A 15,193-nucleotide genomic window follows, 5' to 3' on the forward strand; every position below is an offset into this window, starting at 1 on the left:
CCACTCACGAAAGGAACACGATCATGGCAGAACGCACTATCTGGGGACACCTGGCAGCCGACCCCACCACCCAGCAAGCAGGCAAGGCGACCGTCACCAAGTTCCGTGTCATCGAGAACACCGGCGCGCTCCGCGACGGCAAGTGGACCGAAGACGAGGAGCCCACCACCCACTACGTCGAAGCCTGGTTCCAGCTCGGCGACGCCGCAGCGTCCGAGCTGACCAAGGGAGCCGGCGTCATCGTCGTCGGCCGGGAACGCAGCGAGAAGTGGGAGAGCATCGAGGGCACCCGCTACGGCCGTGTGATCCGCGCCGAGCGGTTCGGCGTCATGCCGAAGCTCGCCCGGACAGGGGACGACGCCTGACCACTCCGCGCGGCCGCACCGTCACCGGCCGACTTCTGACGCCGGCACTCCTCCTGATCGCGGGGGGAGTGCTCAGCGTCTTCCTCCACGGAACCGGCGCGCCGTTCCTCGGCTTCCTGGCCGGCGTCATCGGGGCCACGATCGCGTGGAGCATTATCCGCGGAATCGACCGCCGCCGAGCCGCCACGTACCGGCGGCGCCAAGCCCGCGCCCGATGGGCACACCAGCAAGAACTCAAGTCGCGCGTCCGGTTCACCGATCCCGGCGACCACTGACCACCGCACCACCGAAACGAGAGCACGCACATGACCCGCCGTCGCACCGGCCCACGCTGGGCAGTCGGCGCCGCCGCGGCCGCCGTGGCGGTCACCGCCGCCGGCTTCGCCGTCTTCGGCGCGAGCGCGCATCCGGCCCCGGTTGACACGTACGTGTCAACCTCGAGCGCAGGGGCTCCGCCGCCGGCATCCGGGCTCCGGCAGGTGCACTCGCCCGGCCGGGTCGAGGTCGACGAGCAGCTACACGCTGGCGGATGCCGGGTGCACGTCGTCGACGGTGCGACCGGGCTGGTGCTGCCTGATCCGGCCTGCACACCCGGCTCTGTTGATCCGGCGGTGACGCAGGCGAATATCGGGCAGACGATCTGCCGCCCCGGTTACACGACCACGGTGCGGCCGCCGGAGTCGGACACCGGGCCGGCCAAGCACGAGAGCCTGGCCGACTACGGCCTGCACTACACCCCCAGCATCGAGTACGACCACCTGGTGCCGTTGGAGCTCGGCGGCGCCAACGCCGTCTCCAACCTGTGGCCGGAACCCAACACCGCCGACGCGCACGGCACACGCAACCCGAAAGACAGTGTGGAGAACCGGCTGAGGGAGGCCGTGTGCGTGCACCAGGTGACGCTCGCGGCGGCGCAGCAGGCGATCGCGGCCGACTGGACGGCCGCGCTCGCCCGGCTCGGCATCGAGCACTGATCAAGCACCGGAAGGGACCCCATGACCGCAGCAGGACTTCTCGCATTCGGTGGGCTGATCTTCGCCGCCGGCCTCGTGCTCATGATCGGCGTCTTCGTCGCCGCCGAGTGGACCGATCGGGCACCAGCGGTCGGGCTGATGTGGGCCGGCATCATGCTCATCGTCGCCTCGATCGTGCCGATGTTCCTAGCCGGTCTGCTCGGCAGCGCCGCCAAGCTCTTTGGCGGCGGCAAGCCGCCGGAGGCGACCAGCATCTTCGTCGGCGCCATCGTCCTCATCGGACTCGGGCTCGTTGGTATCGTCGCCTGGTTCGTCGCGCAGCGCCGCTACAATGACTCGGCACTCTGGGGCCTGATCACCACGGTGCAGTCCAACGCCTGGGGCTGGACCAGCCTCGTGCTCGCCATCGGCGGCATGTGGCTGCTGATGGACGGCTGGGCCTACACCGGCATCATGCACGCCGCGTCGAACTCGCCCGCTCTGCCGTAACGGACCACGGTTGACGGGCAAGGGGGAGGGGCCGACCTCGCGTGAGGCCGGCCCCCTTGTGTGGCTACCGGTGAGACTCCAGGAAGAAGAGCACGAAGCGAGCGAAGATTTCTCCCACTGCAATCGCACCCTTGATCCAGGTCTCTCGGCTCACCTTGGGCTGGTGACCCATAGGGCACCACCTCCAATCAGGGCGTGATGACACTGATCCGGAGGCGCTAACCCGGTGCGCTAACCGAGGGCCGAACCCCGTATTTCCAGGAAACACGGGGTTCGGCGCCGCGGTTAATGCGTAAACTGTGAGCGAACCAGCGCTCGGACGTCTACTGTCCGGGTACCCGTCTCCCCAGCGAGACAGACTCAAGCCTCGGGTGCCAGCCCGGGGCTTTCGTCTTTGTCACGCTGGTGCCGGCGTCACAGTCGTTAGCCGGCTGTACTCATTCTCCCAGGTCAGGCCGACGCTCAGTCGGAACCTCTTCCCAATTTGAAGACGCGTGCACCTCGGGTGGCCATGGTCGCCGGCAAGAGCCCGACCATCCTGCCGCGGAATTCCGCGGGTTAGCCGCCACTCAACGGCCTGGTTGACCGTCGAGACGATGTTGCAAGGACTGTGGATAGATGTTGGTTATCCACAGGGGTTTCGTTAACATCTAGCCATGGATGCGCGTGTGACGCCGATCCGGCCGGACGTGGACGCCGACCTGTCGACGGAGTTCACGGACGATGCCTGGCTGTCCACCGAGGTGTCGATCGACCCCGAGACGGGGGAGCGTTCCGACCCGTTTCAGACGGTCTCCGCTGCGACCCCCAAATGGGGGTCATCGGAGCGCTATTGGTAACCCGCGGTATCCGAATTCTCGGCATACGCCGCCGGGGTTATGCGTTTGCTCGCTGAAGCTCCCGGTAGATGGTTGTTCGGGAGACGTTGAAGAGCTCGGCGAGTTCGGCCTGGGTGTGGTCTCCATGGTCGGCCAGCTGGAGCAGGTACTTGCGTCGCGCGGCCGATAGTTTGGGCTGCTTGCCTTTGAGTCGGCCTTTGGCCTTCGCGACAGCCATGCCTTCCCGGGTTCGCATCCGGATCAGGTCGGCCTCGAACTCGGCCACCATGCCGAGGACATTGAAAAGAAGCCGTCCGACGGGGTCGGTCGGGTCGTAGATGCTTCCGCCGAGGCTGAGGGCGACACCCTTGCTCGTGAGTTCTTCAGCGATATCGCGCGCGTCGGGCAGTGAGCGGGCCAGTCGATCGAGCTTGGTGACCACGAGGGTGTCGCCGTCGCGGACGGCGACCATCGCCTCGCGAAGGCCGGGGCGAGCACGGTTGGATCCGGTCAGTCCATGGTCGACGTGGATGTGCTTCGGATCCACGCCGAGGGCCGCGAGGGCGTCGCGTTGGGCGGTGAGGTCTTGCTCATTCGTTGAGACGCGGGCGTATCCGATCAGCACGCGAAACAGTGTTGCAGATAAGGTGCCCTTGCGTGCATTTTCATCGTACGGGTCTTACGTGCATCGATGTCTTCCGTGATCGTCTGGGCGGAGACTGCCCGCAATTGGTGCACGGTGGGGGACCCTGTTTCGCGCGACGTGTTCGGCCATGAGAACCAGCCGCAGTACGCTCACCACATGTCCTTGATCTCGGACGACAAATCCGGCGCGGCCGCCGCTACCAAACGTGTCGGTGCCACCTCGCGATACTTGCTCATCGCAAGCCTGATAGTCTCCGCGGTCTTCTGCACCGTCGGTCTACTCGCTCGCTGAGCGCGTCGCCGGATTAGCACTCACACAAGCCGATGCCTCTGAGACGCGCCCAGGACGAGATCGTGACCGCCGGATCGCGCTTGTTGAGCCGACTCGATCGCGCCCTCGAGGACGTCGAGCTCGGGGGAGACGGTGCGGGCGATGATCTCGCCAACGTCCTACGCATCTTGCTGGACACCACCAACCGTGGAAACCGAGGATTGGGGAGGATCAGTGTCGCAGCAGGGATCAATCTGCCGGCGGTGTTCGTATCGGGCGGACCAACTCTGAACGCCTCGGACGGTCTTGTGCTGTCCTTCGGGAACCTACCCGTTCACCCTGCGCCTGGCGATGGTCAACCCCATACGCCTCGTTACTTGCCATTCGATGCTTGGATGAATGCTCAATCGCTGATCGTCCCGGGTTCCGAGAAGCAGCGCCTGTCGTGGAGTCAGTTTGCGACGCTCGTCGCAAATACTGACGGCTCCCATCTGGGCGTCGAGTACCACGATCTCCTCGCCGAGAGTGATCTCTTCGGCGCCATCGGCATGTCGCTGCAGGACTATCTGCTGCGACAGATCGGCTGGCAGGTAGAGATGGTTCTCGCACACACCTTGGCCGCTTCGGGACGGTCGATACCTCCGCGGACACGCAGGCTGGACTTCTTGCCTCGTACTCCCATCTGGATGGAGTTTCGCTACACACCGGGGAAGGGGATGCGCGCAGCGGTGTCAGTCAGCGTCACCAGCGATGAAGTATCTGATGTTGAAGTCATGCGGTTCTACTGGCGGGGACGAGTCCACCATCTCTTCCACCACGGTGGATCCGCAAACGAGCAGATACGAGTAACGATGGTCATCGACGACCCCGAGTCGGGACACTCTGACACGTTCGACGCAGTACGGGGCCCGATTCCACCGGACTTCTGATCCCGCCAGCCTTGACCCGGCGCCGTACGAACGCCAGGGTCAATTTCCTGCGCGGCAGTCACCAACAGCCACACAGGTGGACCCTTCGGCGACGTAAGCTCATCGGCGCATTCCCAAGGCTCCCGGTGTGACGACTTGGTCACCCTGACCTTTAAGCGGTCCACGACCGTGCCGGAATTGCTCCCCGTGGGCGACGCAACGCGTCGCGGGCCAATTGCATCACTTGGGGATCCGGTACCGGGCCAATCAGGGGGGCGAAGTGGGTTAGTGCCAGGACATCCAAGTCATGAATGCGGCCAGGAAAACTGCAAGCCCGCCGGCGATCAGAAGCTGCGTCTCCCGATGAGAAGCGTGTCGATCTCCACCGACAGCCGCCCTTCCGCTCAGTTCCCGGCTTCGACGCCCGTATGTCATCTCCCGACCCCCACTCTGATGAGGAGTGTACGCCGCTCTCAAGCGTCCTCATCGAAGGCGTCGCTAGGAGCACGATGACGGATCGGCTTGCGTTCCAGTTCTTTGAAGTGGGCACGGGTTTCTAGATATGTCTTGTCGGGTCCATTCGCTGGTGCAGTATTCGCATGATGTCGACGCGGCCGTCATCGCCAACGACGTAGAACACGAGGTGGCTGCCGATGGCATATCGACGGTATCCCGCACGGATCTCGTCGCAGGTGCGTCCTCGATCCGGATCCTTGGTGATTCGCTCGAATGCCATCCCGATTTCGCCGAGGTAGATCTCTGCCTGACCCGGCCCCCAGGTCTGTTCGGTGTAGTCCCAGATCGAGGAGAGGTCTTGTCGCGCCGCCGGCGTGAGCCAGTAGGTGGTCATGCTTTCTTGGCAGCAATGAACTCGTCGAAGTCGAAGGGCTGCACGGGCCCGCTTTCCTCGCCGGCCACGAGTGCGGCGCGCAGAGCGGCCATCTGCGTCTCTTGGTCTTCCAGGAGACGCAGCCCCGCACGAACGACTTCACTCGCACTGCGATAGCGCCCCGCCGCCACTTCTCGCGAAAGGAAGCTCGCGAAGTGGTCGTCGAGGCTGATCGAGGTGTTGAGACTCATACGACAAAGGTACCAATTATTGGTACTCGGGTCATCGCCGAAAGACACAACCGGATCCCGCTTCGGGTGCCGAGGTCAACGTGGGGTAGGTGTCTGGTCGAGTTGCTGGCGCAGCGTTTCTGTCCCTTTCAGTAAGACGGGGGTGCCGAGGTGGGTCTCGTGGTTGGCGCGGACTTCGAGCCACCGCTCGCGAGGCATCCGGAAGCGGTTCAGCGTTGCGGGCGTCCCCTCACGCGCAATCGCTTCCGTGCCGTCGTTCAGATAGCCGGTCTTCCGGGATACGGCGTTTGATGCGGGGTTGTCGCTGAATGCGCCCGACGTCGCTTCCGATGCGTCGAGTCCTTCGAACAGCAGATGCAGCATGAGCATCCTCATCCGGGTGCCGATTCCGCGACCCTGGTACTCCAGGCCGAGCCATGAACCGGTGTTCGCCCTGTGTAGGACATCCCAGTCCTTGGCGCCGGCGCCCTGCGACCCGACGATGACACCGTCCACCAGGACGGCGTATTCGAGGCGGAACTTGCCCGGCGCGATCGCCGTTCTCTTTGCCCACTGGTAGGCGAGCATGCCCCGCATGATCTGATCCGGCGTACCTCGCGTCCACGGGGTGCCGAACGGCATCCGGTCCGGATCGTGCACGCCCCGCACTGCCAATCGCGCGAGTTCGAGGATCAGATCGTCATCCATCCACCGCAACTCGAGAGCTCCTGCTCGCGCGACGATCCCCGCAGCCGGCCACAGCGACGCCACTTCATCTGATCCCATCCCCTCAGATTGGCACGGTAACGAACGGCTCGAAACCGAACCAGTTAGGAACGCAAGCCGGTCCTTCTGCGCGCGTGTGGTGGCTCTCTCTTTGTTTTGTCCTGGTCGAGGCCCACGCGAGATGTTCAAGTTCCGAGGTCTGCTCCGTTGATGGGTGTTGCGGATACGATGCGCGCGGGCTGACCGGCGACGGTGACGTCGAACTCTGCGAGCACGTTCCATTGCGGGGATTGGGCGAATGTTCTCGCCTGCGCTGGGTTGAGGATCGCGACCGCGATGCCGCCGCATCTCAGCGTGAGTCGCCACTGATCGATGTAGGGCTGGATGTCACCGATCGGCTGTCGGCGTCCCCATGGCGGGTTAGTGATGATCCGGTCTGCACGGGGGGCGAACTGGGCGAGCTGTCGTGCATCAGCGGGGCGCCATTGGATCTGTGGTCGCTGCGCCGCGTTCAGATGCGCCATGCGAAGCGCGTCCCGGTCACGGTCGCTTCCCAGATAGTGGGCGTCGTTCTGTATCCGGGCTGCCTCCAGAAGCACAGTCCCTGCTCCAGTGAAGGGATCAAGCACGACGTGGCCGGGCCGAATATCCGCGATCCTGGCGATGGCCGCTGCAACAGGCGGATGCAGACTTCCCGGAACCGTCCGGGTCCTCCACTCGCGCCGGTGCAAGGGGGCAGTGAACGGGCGCACCCCCAGGATCGCCCGCGTACCGTCCAGGACTATTCGCAGCTCCACGCGAGCCGCGGGCGGTGTCACTGTCCCGCCGGCACGGGACACGTATTCTGCGCCGGTCACACGCTGCACGGCCGCGCCGACCGCATCTTCCAGGGCGTACCTCGTGAACGTGCGGCGTCCGACGAAAGAGCCGGTGACCCCGATCGACTCCGCGCTGCCGATGGGCACAGGCAGCGTTCGGACCGCGTGCGCCAAGGATGCCGCAAGCCGCCGGAGGTCACCTGCCAGCCGCCCAGGATCGGGCACATCGGCAGCGATGAGGAAGAGGTCATCGACCAGCCGTGGTGGCCGGGTGATAACGGATGTCGATGTCAGCGCCACGACGAGTTGCCGACGCGACCGGCCGATGACATGATGACCGGCTTCCTGTAGTTCCTCGGCGGCGAGCTCCTCGATCCCGCCAGTAGTGCGTACGAGTGCCCGCACATGCGCGTTGTCTCTCAGCGCATGTGACAGGGCTTCCTCGGCGCCAAAGCGCGCAGAGGGCATGACGAATCCTCCCGGTAGCGGTCGGAGACGGACAACTCGTCAGTCCCCGCATCGCTAGCCGCGGGCCAAGCCACGTTCAGCTAGCGGACCGCTAGCCGAGTCGGAAGAACATGCGCACGAACAACATCCTCCCATCCGGGTCGTAAAGAACCGCACCAAGTTCAGGACGCCAGCACCCGCCGCGGCACCCAAGACGAGATCGAGCGCCATAATCCGCGGTCATTGTGGTTCAGCACGAGCGCAACGTCGGCATCCACGCTGACGGATCCGTCATCGCGCTGAGCAGCGACGCCCTCGATTAGCGCGCTTGAGAGCGGCGTACGCTCCTCATCAGAGTGGGGGTTCAGGACATGACATACGGGCGTCGTAGCCGGGAGCTGAGCGGAAGGGCGGCAGTCGGTGGAGACCGACACGCTTCTCATCGGCAGACGCAACTTCTGATTGCCGGCGGCCTTGCAGTGGTTCTGGCCGCAATCATGACCTGGATGTCCTGGCACTAATCCAGTCCGCCCCGCCGATTCGCCCGTTAGGCGATCCGCTTGCGGGCACCGGGCCGCTTCGTGGGACGATTTCCGGTTGCGCGCGCTCCGGCGCATGCCGGCGCCGCGGACTGTCAATGGAAGACTTGACCGCCGGATACGAGAATGCCGATGACCGTGACGGCGACGACCACTACAACGCCCACGAGAACGGTACCCAGCCTTCCCACGTCGCCGGCAGGTAGTTGCTTCCAGTGAAGGTGAACCAGGAACCCTGCCGTCGCCGACTCATGCACCGAGACTACGTCGATGCTCACCACACCTGCGGTTCCAGCTCGACGCGCTGTACTGTGCGAGATGTGCTGATCGGGATCATCGTTCTGGGTGCGGCGTCCATCGCGGTCGCTGTCGGGATCATTCTCTGCGCGGCGGGTGTGATTCGGCGTAACCCGTGGGTCGGGCTTCGGATCCCCTCACTGTTCTCCTCGGATGAAGCCTGGTCGGCTGGTCACCGTGCTGCGGTTCTTCCCGTCGTGTGCAGCGCCGTGGTGAACATCGTCCTCGCGGTCCTGGCGCTGACCGTGCTGCCCACTGCTCCCAGTTCTGTGCTGCTCTGGGTGGCGCTGATCGTGCTCCTCGCCGGCACCATCATCGGTGCGAATTGTCGGCGCCCGCGCCGCGAACCGGACCCCGGCGGCATGAACTCGCTCTCCCCATCGAGCCGCTCCGTGATGATCCCCTCGAAGTAAAGACCGACTGCCGGATGAGGGATCCCTCTCCCGGCGCTACGGCGCTGGCGGCTACATGGACCCGAGTGACCCGTAGCTCCCGGGGTAGGTCGACGGTGCGGGGTCTTGGGTTGGTGGCCGGGCGCCGAGCATGGTGCGGGTAAGTTGCGCACGTGTGTCGAGGAGTGCTGCGAGCTCCTGGGTGAGGTCCTCGTCGGTCGGCGGCATCCTGCGGCGACTGGCTCGCAGCACGCAGCGCCGGATGAGTTCCTTGGCGAACGAGCCCGTGACTCCATCTGCGGCATCTGCGGCGTCTTCGATGGCTTCGTCCGTGAACGGCAGGTCGTGGGCGTAGCGGCGGAACAGGCGCTGCCGCTCGGCGAGCGCGGGGAGGGGGATCTCGACGGCGAGATCCACGCGCCCTGGTCGCTCTGCAAGTGCGTGTTCGAGGACATCCACTCTGTTGGTCGTCATGATGAACGCGACATCGGCATCGCCGTCCAGACCGTCCAGCGCGTCGAGGACTTCGAACAGCAGCGGCTGTGGTGTCATGTTCCTCTCCATCGCGACCAGGTCGATCGCCTCAGGCGTTCCGTTCATCGTCCTACCTCCATGCAGTTCACTTGTCGGGGCATCCCCGATAAGCAGCGCGATCGCGCATCGAGAGGCCCGGTCCAGGGTGCAGCTCTGCTGCATCGCGCAGCGACGCGCTAGCGCCCTTGACCGGGACGGCCGATGCGCCAGAATCCGCGGCCGGGGTGCCCGGACATTCCTGCACATGTAGAACACAATAGCGAGTCGGCGCGATTGAGACATACTCTAGACTCGAACAGAAAAACGGTTCAGCGGGTGGGCAATGGGTGGACAAACACGCTACGTCGATGACGTGGAACGCCGAATGCAGTACGCGATGGAGGTCGCCGTGACCAGGCCACGGCCAATCAGCCTCACCGACGACGAGCTCGACCTGACACACAACCACGTCACCGAAGCCAGTGAGCCGGTCAAGGTCCGCGCGTTCGTCCGGTTCCACGAGGCCGTCATCCACCCGGAAGCCGAAGCCGTCGCCTGGACGGCACGAGCCGTGAAGATCCGATTCACGATGCAGAACGGCGCCCGACACGAAGTCTGGGTCTGGGCATCCGCCGTCGACCGGCTGTAAGGGAGCGGCAGCCTTCGCGCGACACGCCACTAAATGCTCGCCTTAACCATAAGGTTACGGTTAACTGCCGCTATGGCTCCCCGTCGACTACCGCGCGGTACTCGCAAGGACCCAGTATCTCTGGGATACGCGGTTGAGCGGGAGAACAAGCAGCGCTGGGAGCAGATCGCAAAGAACTGCGGTGTTTCATCGGCCGCGCTGTTTGACGTGATGGTCGAGACCGTCGAGCTCGACGCTCACGGTCGCCCGGTTTGGTTCCCAGACACGGAGGGACTGCCTATAGACGCGCCTTAACGCCAGAGGCCCGCCGCTGGAAGCGACGGGCCGAAGTCTGTGCCAGAACCGCCAGAAGTTTGGCGACGAAAGCGGTTCTGAGCGATCCCAGGAGAAGCCCGGTTGAGCCGGGAGGGCTCTTCCGTGCCTCGAAGGAGGTAGCACCATAGTAACCCGTACTGGTACGAGTAGCCCTAGGCATAGGGTTAGCGCCCCCGGCGTGTCGTTGGCGCAGCCGCCGCGAGGATCGACGCCACCAGTGGCCACCTCGCGGCGTATCTCGACGCGGCCGAGCAACCGTATCGAAACGACAGCTGCACCCGGCAGCCGGGCATACAGGCCGTCTCGTCGTGGCGGGCTCATGCTGCGGCCGCCCGAGGGTGCGTTTGCTGGCGTACCGGTGTGCCGGCCTTCCGAGTGGGTGCACGCTGTCGAGCTGGCGCTGCATCAACCGGCCATCGAGCGGCTGATGCGCTCACGGCGCCGTGGCCGCGCACAGCTCCTCGCCGTTGCCGGCCGGCTGGCGGCCGCGGCCGACTTCAGCACCGGCCGCAACGTCGCGGTGAGCTTCCAGACGGTCGCGGATGCGCTGCACTGTTCACCGGGCACGGTGAAGAAGTGCGTGCAGTTTCTCAGCCATCTGGGCTTCCATATCGAGGTCTGCCACGGGCGCGACTTGCTCACGCTTGCCGAGCTGGCCGAGGCTCGGGTACTCGGGGCGGAGGACCAGCGCGCTGTGGCGTCGACGCGGTATCTCGTGATCCCCTCGTGGGCGCGGCAGCTCGTGCGGGCAGCTCGTGCAGTTGTGAGTTCCGCCCCCCTACACGTCCTAGATCAAGTTAATGATGAAGAAACAGTTGTTAAGTCATCACCAACGCGCGCAAAGGCGCGCTCGACGGCCGCTGCGCGGCCGAGGCTGAGGACGAGAAGGAGAAACCAAGTTCCGCAGGATCGCTCGCCTCGATCGTTCGAGCTGCAACGCCTCGCCGCTCTGCTCGCTAGCCGGATGCCGTGGCTGGCACGCGATCGGCACATCGGTGTCTTGTGCGATGCACTGACCCGAGCAGGCATCGATCCAAGCCGTTGGAGTGCTGCTGCGCTGATCGACACGGTGACTCGTCACAACGTGGAGGGCCACGTGACGGTGGTCCACCCAACCGAACAGCGCGACCCGATCGGATACCTGGTATGGATGCTCCGCAGCGCCATCGAACCGAGCGCTGAGACCCCGATCGAAGCAGCTGATCGACGCCGCGCGCAACTGCGCGACGAGGCCACGAAGCATCGCGAAGAAGCGGCCGAGCTACGCGCACGGATGGCCCAGGACGACCCGGCAGAAGTAGCCGCGATCATCCAGGCCATGCGCGCCGAAGCGCAGCGCGCCAGCGACCGGATGCGACGCACCCGCCGCGATCGCGACCAGGGAGGCCGCAATGTCAGCTAGTTGTTTATCGATCACCTACGCCTCGCCCGGACAGGTGGCCCGGGCGAGATCCGTTAGCGTGCGGACGAAGGCCGTGAGGACCAGCAAGCTGACGCAAATGCGTACGCCCAAGACAGAACACACAGCGCGCTGGAACAACGCACGAGCATCGCCGTCGGCACCCGATCGAAGCGACCTGGCGGCCATAGACTGTGCGAAACGCCCATGGATGCTTGGATACTCAGAACCAGACAGTGAGCACCCAGGCGACCCAACTCTGATAGACGTTTACCTAGACACTGAGCGCGACTAGGTAAACGACCACCTGCGGTGGCTTCTGTCCTGTCCCACCGCTGACCCCTCGCCTTGCGAGCTTCCCAACCTCAGCCAATCCGCGTTGCTTGTATTGACTGAGGTTGGGAAGTAAAGAGTCAGCGGTGGGACAGGACAGAAGAGAGAAAGAGTGAGTGTGAAGAACAGAGGGAAGGTAGAGAGATTGGTTGCGTTGGAGAGACCCCGTAGCGTTGGGTAGGCAGAGTGAAAGAGCGGTTACGTCGGGTGGGGCCACGAGCGTATGCGGACATGTATTTGACGGCGTAGCCGCCTGATTCTCTGCACTGCGATCCGCACGCTGATCGCTCCTCATCAGCGCTAAGCTAGTGCGTGAACCGATCAGGTAGGGGGTACCGTGATCCAGATGACCGATCGCGACGAGGCCGCGCTCGACTGGCTTGGCACGGTGCGCATCGCAGACATGGAAGCCGTGCGATGGGTGCTGGGAGCGCTGAACGGATCACGTGATCCGGTAACCCTTCGGAAGGCCCAACGGTGGGTCGCGCGCATGAAGGAAGTAGGGGCGGTGGACTCTGGTCGGCCAACGTTCAGAGACGGGTCGCTTCTGTGGTCGACCCACGCTTGGACGGGCGAGGCCCGACCCAACCTCTATCGTCAAACGACACGGCACGAGGTTGCCGTGTCGGTCGCCGCGGCGAGGTTCCTCGCCCACGGATACACCTGGTCCGCCGACCGCTACGTGTCTCGTCAGGACGCTCGGCGCGGTGAACATCGCGCCGATGGGCTTGCGATCGGATACGGGCGGCGGGTGCTGGTCGAGGTCGAGCTGACGCCGAAGACGCCCGGTCGTCTTGACGACATCCTTAAGAACCACGTCGACCGGAAGATGTGGGCTGAGCATCGCGGTGAAGAAGCCATCACGGATGTCGTATACCTCGCTGAGCCGGCCGCTGCCCGCGGGCTCCGGAGGCAGCTCCGCGAGGGACCGGACCAGGCACACATCCAAGTGCTCGACGTCTTCGACCCGCGCGGCAAATGGCGGGCTGACGCCGAGCAGGCGTGGCCGAAACTGAGCACCGATGACACGTACGTGTCAACCGTGCTCGAGGCGGCGTCCGGCCCGAACCTCTGGACCGGGCAATGAGCGGCCACGAGGAAGCTCCTCCGAAGAAGGACGCGGTAGTCGAGTTCTTCAAGCTCGTGGGCCTGGTGATCGGGTGCGTCCTCGGCCTCGTCGTCGTACCCGTGCTGATTCCAGAAATCATCATCCGGCGAAGCGGCCGCTACCTGGCTCCGCGGGCGCGGTTCTGGGTCGTCCAGCCTTGGCGATGGGCACTCGACGCGGCCGGCGTGCTCCTCTACGCCGTGCTTGTGCTCATCGAGTTGTCGAAGCTCGGCCCACTCGTGCATACGGGCGAGCTGCTGCACATCGTGCAGCAGCCGAACGGATGGAGCCACCTACTGGTGACAGCACTCCCCTGGCTCATCCTCAACCTCTTGGCGGGAGTGCTGTTCGTGCCGCTCCTACTGACGCTCTACCGTCGACGGCTGGCGCACACGATCCGCGATCGCCGGCACGACGACGTGATGATGCAGGAACGGATCGAGACGGCGCGTGTCCGTGCGGCCGATATTGTCACCGCACGTCGGGTCGGGGTGAAGCTCGACCCACGCTCCGGGAAGATCACCGGAGTCACGTCGCGGGTCGTCACCGCACCGCGGCCGGTGGCCGGCGGTGCCTATCAGTTCGGCATCATCAACGTGGCGACGATCCGGACTCTGGTGGAGCGGGCCTACGACGTTCGCCGCATCCGCGACTGGACACACAAGGACGGGCGCTCGATTGTGATGCCGAGCACGGCATCCGCCGCGCGCGCGATCGTCATCGCTGAATCCGGAAGCGGCAAGACCGTTCTGCTGGTCAATCTCATGCTGTGCGCCCTGATGTACGGCTGGCCCATCGTGTTCATCGATGCGAAGGGAGATCCGGACGACGCGCGAGCGCTGAAGACCCTTGTCGAATCGCTCGGGTTCACCGCGACCATCAACGAGCCGTGGAATCTGTTCACCGGCACTGGTGATCAAGTCACCGAGAAGTTGATGCGGCTGTGGCCGAGCGCTCCCGGCGGCGAGTTCTACGAGCTGGAAGCGCGCGGTGTGCTCCAGGCCATCCAGTACCACTCCCCTCTCCGAAGCCTGGCAGAGCTGGGCGAGCGAGTCAGGAACCCGAACAGCCACGTCGCCGGCCCCGATGACGCCGGCGTCGTGAACGCCAAGACGCGGGAGGGTGTCACCGCCGGCGAACGGGTCTATAACAGCATTCGGACGTTCATCGGCCCGCTGGACAAATGGCTCTCTGACGACGGATGGTCGTACGGAGAGCGCACCGCAGACGTCACCATCATGAGCATCGTGCCGGTCGAGAGCGCGCAGGCGAAGCTCGCAGACCTGCTGCTGATGGACCTTCGCAACTACATGGCAGACCGGTTGCGGCGCGGCGACAAGTCGCCGCTGCTCGTCGGGGTCGATGAGTTCCCGCAGCTCGTGACCGATAGCGGTGTCGACGCCGGCGACACGGCATCGACGCTTTTCGAGGTCGCCCGATCCGCCGGCATGGGACTCATCATCGCCGGACAGAGCGGCGCCGGCCTATCTAACGACGAAGTGCGCCGACGCCGGGCACTCTCCTCCGGAGCCGCACTCATCATCGGACGGTCCAAAGACCCCGAAGACATCGTGCGATTCGCCGGCACCCAGATGCAGATGGAAGCATCCGGTGCCGCCGCCGGCGACGAGCTGCGCAGCGCTCGCGCACAACACACGTGGATCGTGGACCCCAACGATGTCCGCACCGCCTCAGACGGGGCCTTCTGGATCGTCCAGAGCGGGGCCGCGGCGCCGTTCCGAGTGCTGCCCAACCCGAAGCCGCAGGAGCGTCCAGAGGATGCCACAACGGTGCCGGACAGCCCCGTTGAGGCCGAGCCCGAGGCTCAGCCGAATCTCTGGGTTCGTGACGGGGAACAGTAGCCCTCCCCCTGACCACCTGGGGACGGCTCCATCTCCCACCGGCTGGACCCGCCCCAGGTGAACAGCGGGACCCAGAGAGCCGGCTGCACACAGGACGAGCCTGTGCACAGCCTTCCACTGAGACCAAGACGAATCGGCGCATAGCGCCTCCAGTTGACAGCCGCCCTGCGGGCGGCCGACTGTCCAGCACCCCGCATGCGGGGTGCTCTTCGTTTTTTTGCCTTGAAGCCTTCGGCAGCATCCGGGGTTCCAGCGCTGCGCGCAAG

Annotated in this window: 17 protein-coding genes; 11 read left to right on the plus strand and 6 right to left on the minus strand. The window is 64.9% G+C overall.

Annotation, left to right across the window (positions count from 1 at the left end; translation table 11 throughout):
• Nucleotides 1-23 precede the first annotated feature (23 nt).
• The 5 genes from ACYVII_RS18560 to ACYVII_RS18580 all read left to right on the plus strand — a co-directional run bounded on the left by ACYVII_RS18560 (nucleotide 24) and on the right by ACYVII_RS18580 (nucleotide 2,667).
• Complete coding sequence (locus ACYVII_RS18560; protein WP_460537827.1) at nucleotides 24-365, plus strand: single-stranded DNA-binding protein; 342 nt, start codon at nucleotides 24-26, stop codon at nucleotides 363-365.
• A gap of 68 nt (nucleotides 366-433) precedes the next feature.
• The gene (locus ACYVII_RS18565) at nucleotides 434-640 is read left to right on the plus strand and encodes a hypothetical protein (protein ID WP_460537828.1); all 207 of its coding nucleotides are present in this window, start codon (nucleotides 434-436) and stop codon (nucleotides 638-640) included.
• 30 nt (nucleotides 641-670) lie between these two features.
• Nucleotides 671-1,339, plus strand: a complete 669-nt coding sequence (locus ACYVII_RS18570; RefSeq protein ID WP_460537829.1) for a hypothetical protein — start codon at nucleotides 671-673, stop codon at nucleotides 1,337-1,339.
• Nucleotides 1,340-1,360: 21 nt separating this feature from the next.
• Entirely contained in the window at nucleotides 1,361-1,828 is a 468-nt protein-coding gene (locus tag ACYVII_RS18575) for a hypothetical protein (protein ID WP_460537830.1), read from the plus strand.
• A gap of 656 nt (nucleotides 1,829-2,484) precedes the next feature.
• Nucleotides 2,485-2,667 (plus strand): hypothetical protein, encoded by a 183-nt coding sequence (locus ACYVII_RS18580; RefSeq protein ID WP_460537831.1) that lies wholly within the window; start codon nucleotides 2,485-2,487, stop codon nucleotides 2,665-2,667.
• Between the two features lie 37 nt (nucleotides 2,668-2,704).
• On the opposite strand, the gene ACYVII_RS18585 is transcribed toward ACYVII_RS18580, so the two are convergent.
• A complete protein-coding gene (locus tag ACYVII_RS18585; RefSeq protein WP_460537832.1) occupies nucleotides 2,705-3,271 on the minus strand; it encodes a recombinase family protein in 567 nt (188 codons plus the stop codon).
• Between the two features lie 374 nt (nucleotides 3,272-3,645).
• Between ACYVII_RS18585 and ACYVII_RS18590 the strand changes: the two genes are divergently transcribed.
• A complete protein-coding gene (locus ACYVII_RS18590) occupies nucleotides 3,646-4,491 on the plus strand; it encodes a hypothetical protein (RefSeq protein WP_460537833.1) in 846 nt (281 codons plus the stop codon).
• Nucleotides 4,492-5,026: 535 nt separating this feature from the next.
• On the opposite strand, the gene ACYVII_RS18595 is transcribed toward ACYVII_RS18590, so the two are convergent.
• The 4 genes from ACYVII_RS18595 to ACYVII_RS18610 form a co-directional block, all read right to left on the minus strand.
• Nucleotides 5,027-5,320, minus strand: coding sequence for a type II toxin-antitoxin system RelE/ParE family toxin (locus ACYVII_RS18595; RefSeq protein WP_460537834.1), 294 nt, complete (start codon nucleotides 5,318-5,320; stop codon nucleotides 5,027-5,029).
• Entirely contained in the window at nucleotides 5,317-5,550 is a 234-nt protein-coding gene (locus tag ACYVII_RS18600) for a type II toxin-antitoxin system ParD family antitoxin (RefSeq protein ID WP_460518546.1), read from the minus strand. The genes ACYVII_RS18595 and ACYVII_RS18600 overlap by 4 nt, the downstream gene beginning before the upstream one ends.
• Before the next feature lie 75 nt (nucleotides 5,551-5,625).
• Entirely contained in the window at nucleotides 5,626-6,315 is a 690-nt protein-coding gene (locus tag ACYVII_RS18605) for a GNAT family N-acetyltransferase (protein WP_460537835.1), read from the minus strand.
• A gap of 125 nt (nucleotides 6,316-6,440) precedes the next feature.
• A complete protein-coding gene (locus ACYVII_RS18610) occupies nucleotides 6,441-7,541 on the minus strand; it encodes a TRM11 family SAM-dependent methyltransferase (RefSeq protein WP_460537836.1) in 1,101 nt (366 codons plus the stop codon).
• An 838-nt stretch (nucleotides 7,542-8,379) separates the two neighbouring features.
• Between ACYVII_RS18610 and ACYVII_RS18615 the strand changes: the two genes are divergently transcribed.
• On the plus strand, nucleotides 8,380-8,769 hold the full coding sequence (locus ACYVII_RS18615) for an SdpI family protein (protein ID WP_460537837.1): 390 nt from the start codon (nucleotides 8,380-8,382) through the stop codon (nucleotides 8,767-8,769).
• Between the two features lie 51 nt (nucleotides 8,770-8,820).
• On the opposite strand, the gene ACYVII_RS18620 is transcribed toward ACYVII_RS18615, so the two are convergent.
• Nucleotides 8,821-9,348, minus strand: coding sequence for an ATP-binding protein (locus ACYVII_RS18620; protein WP_460537838.1), 528 nt, complete (start codon nucleotides 9,346-9,348; stop codon nucleotides 8,821-8,823).
• A gap of 322 nt (nucleotides 9,349-9,670) precedes the next feature.
• Between ACYVII_RS18620 and ACYVII_RS18625 the strand changes: the two genes are divergently transcribed.
• The 4 genes from ACYVII_RS18625 to ACYVII_RS18640 all read left to right on the plus strand — a co-directional run bounded on the left by ACYVII_RS18625 (nucleotide 9,671) and on the right by ACYVII_RS18640 (nucleotide 14,927).
• On the plus strand, nucleotides 9,671-9,910 hold the full coding sequence (locus ACYVII_RS18625) for a hypothetical protein (protein ID WP_460537839.1): 240 nt from the start codon (nucleotides 9,671-9,673) through the stop codon (nucleotides 9,908-9,910).
• Between the two features lie 634 nt (nucleotides 9,911-10,544).
• Nucleotides 10,545-11,627, plus strand: a complete 1,083-nt coding sequence (locus tag ACYVII_RS18630) for a hypothetical protein (RefSeq protein ID WP_460537840.1) — start codon at nucleotides 10,545-10,547, stop codon at nucleotides 11,625-11,627.
• A 676-nt stretch (nucleotides 11,628-12,303) separates the two neighbouring features.
• The gene (locus tag ACYVII_RS18635) at nucleotides 12,304-13,044 is read left to right on the plus strand and encodes a hypothetical protein (RefSeq protein WP_460537841.1); all 741 of its coding nucleotides are present in this window, start codon (nucleotides 12,304-12,306) and stop codon (nucleotides 13,042-13,044) included.
• Nucleotides 13,041-14,927 carry a type IV secretory system conjugative DNA transfer family protein gene (locus ACYVII_RS18640; RefSeq protein WP_460537842.1) on the plus strand — a complete coding sequence of 629 codons (1,887 nt, stop codon included), beginning with the start codon at nucleotides 13,041-13,043 and terminating at the stop codon, nucleotides 14,925-14,927. Before ACYVII_RS18635 ends, ACYVII_RS18640 begins: the two co-directional genes overlap by 4 nt.
• Nucleotides 14,928-15,193 lie beyond the last annotated feature (266 nt).

It is taken from the genome of Humibacter ginsengiterrae (assembly GCF_054780115.1).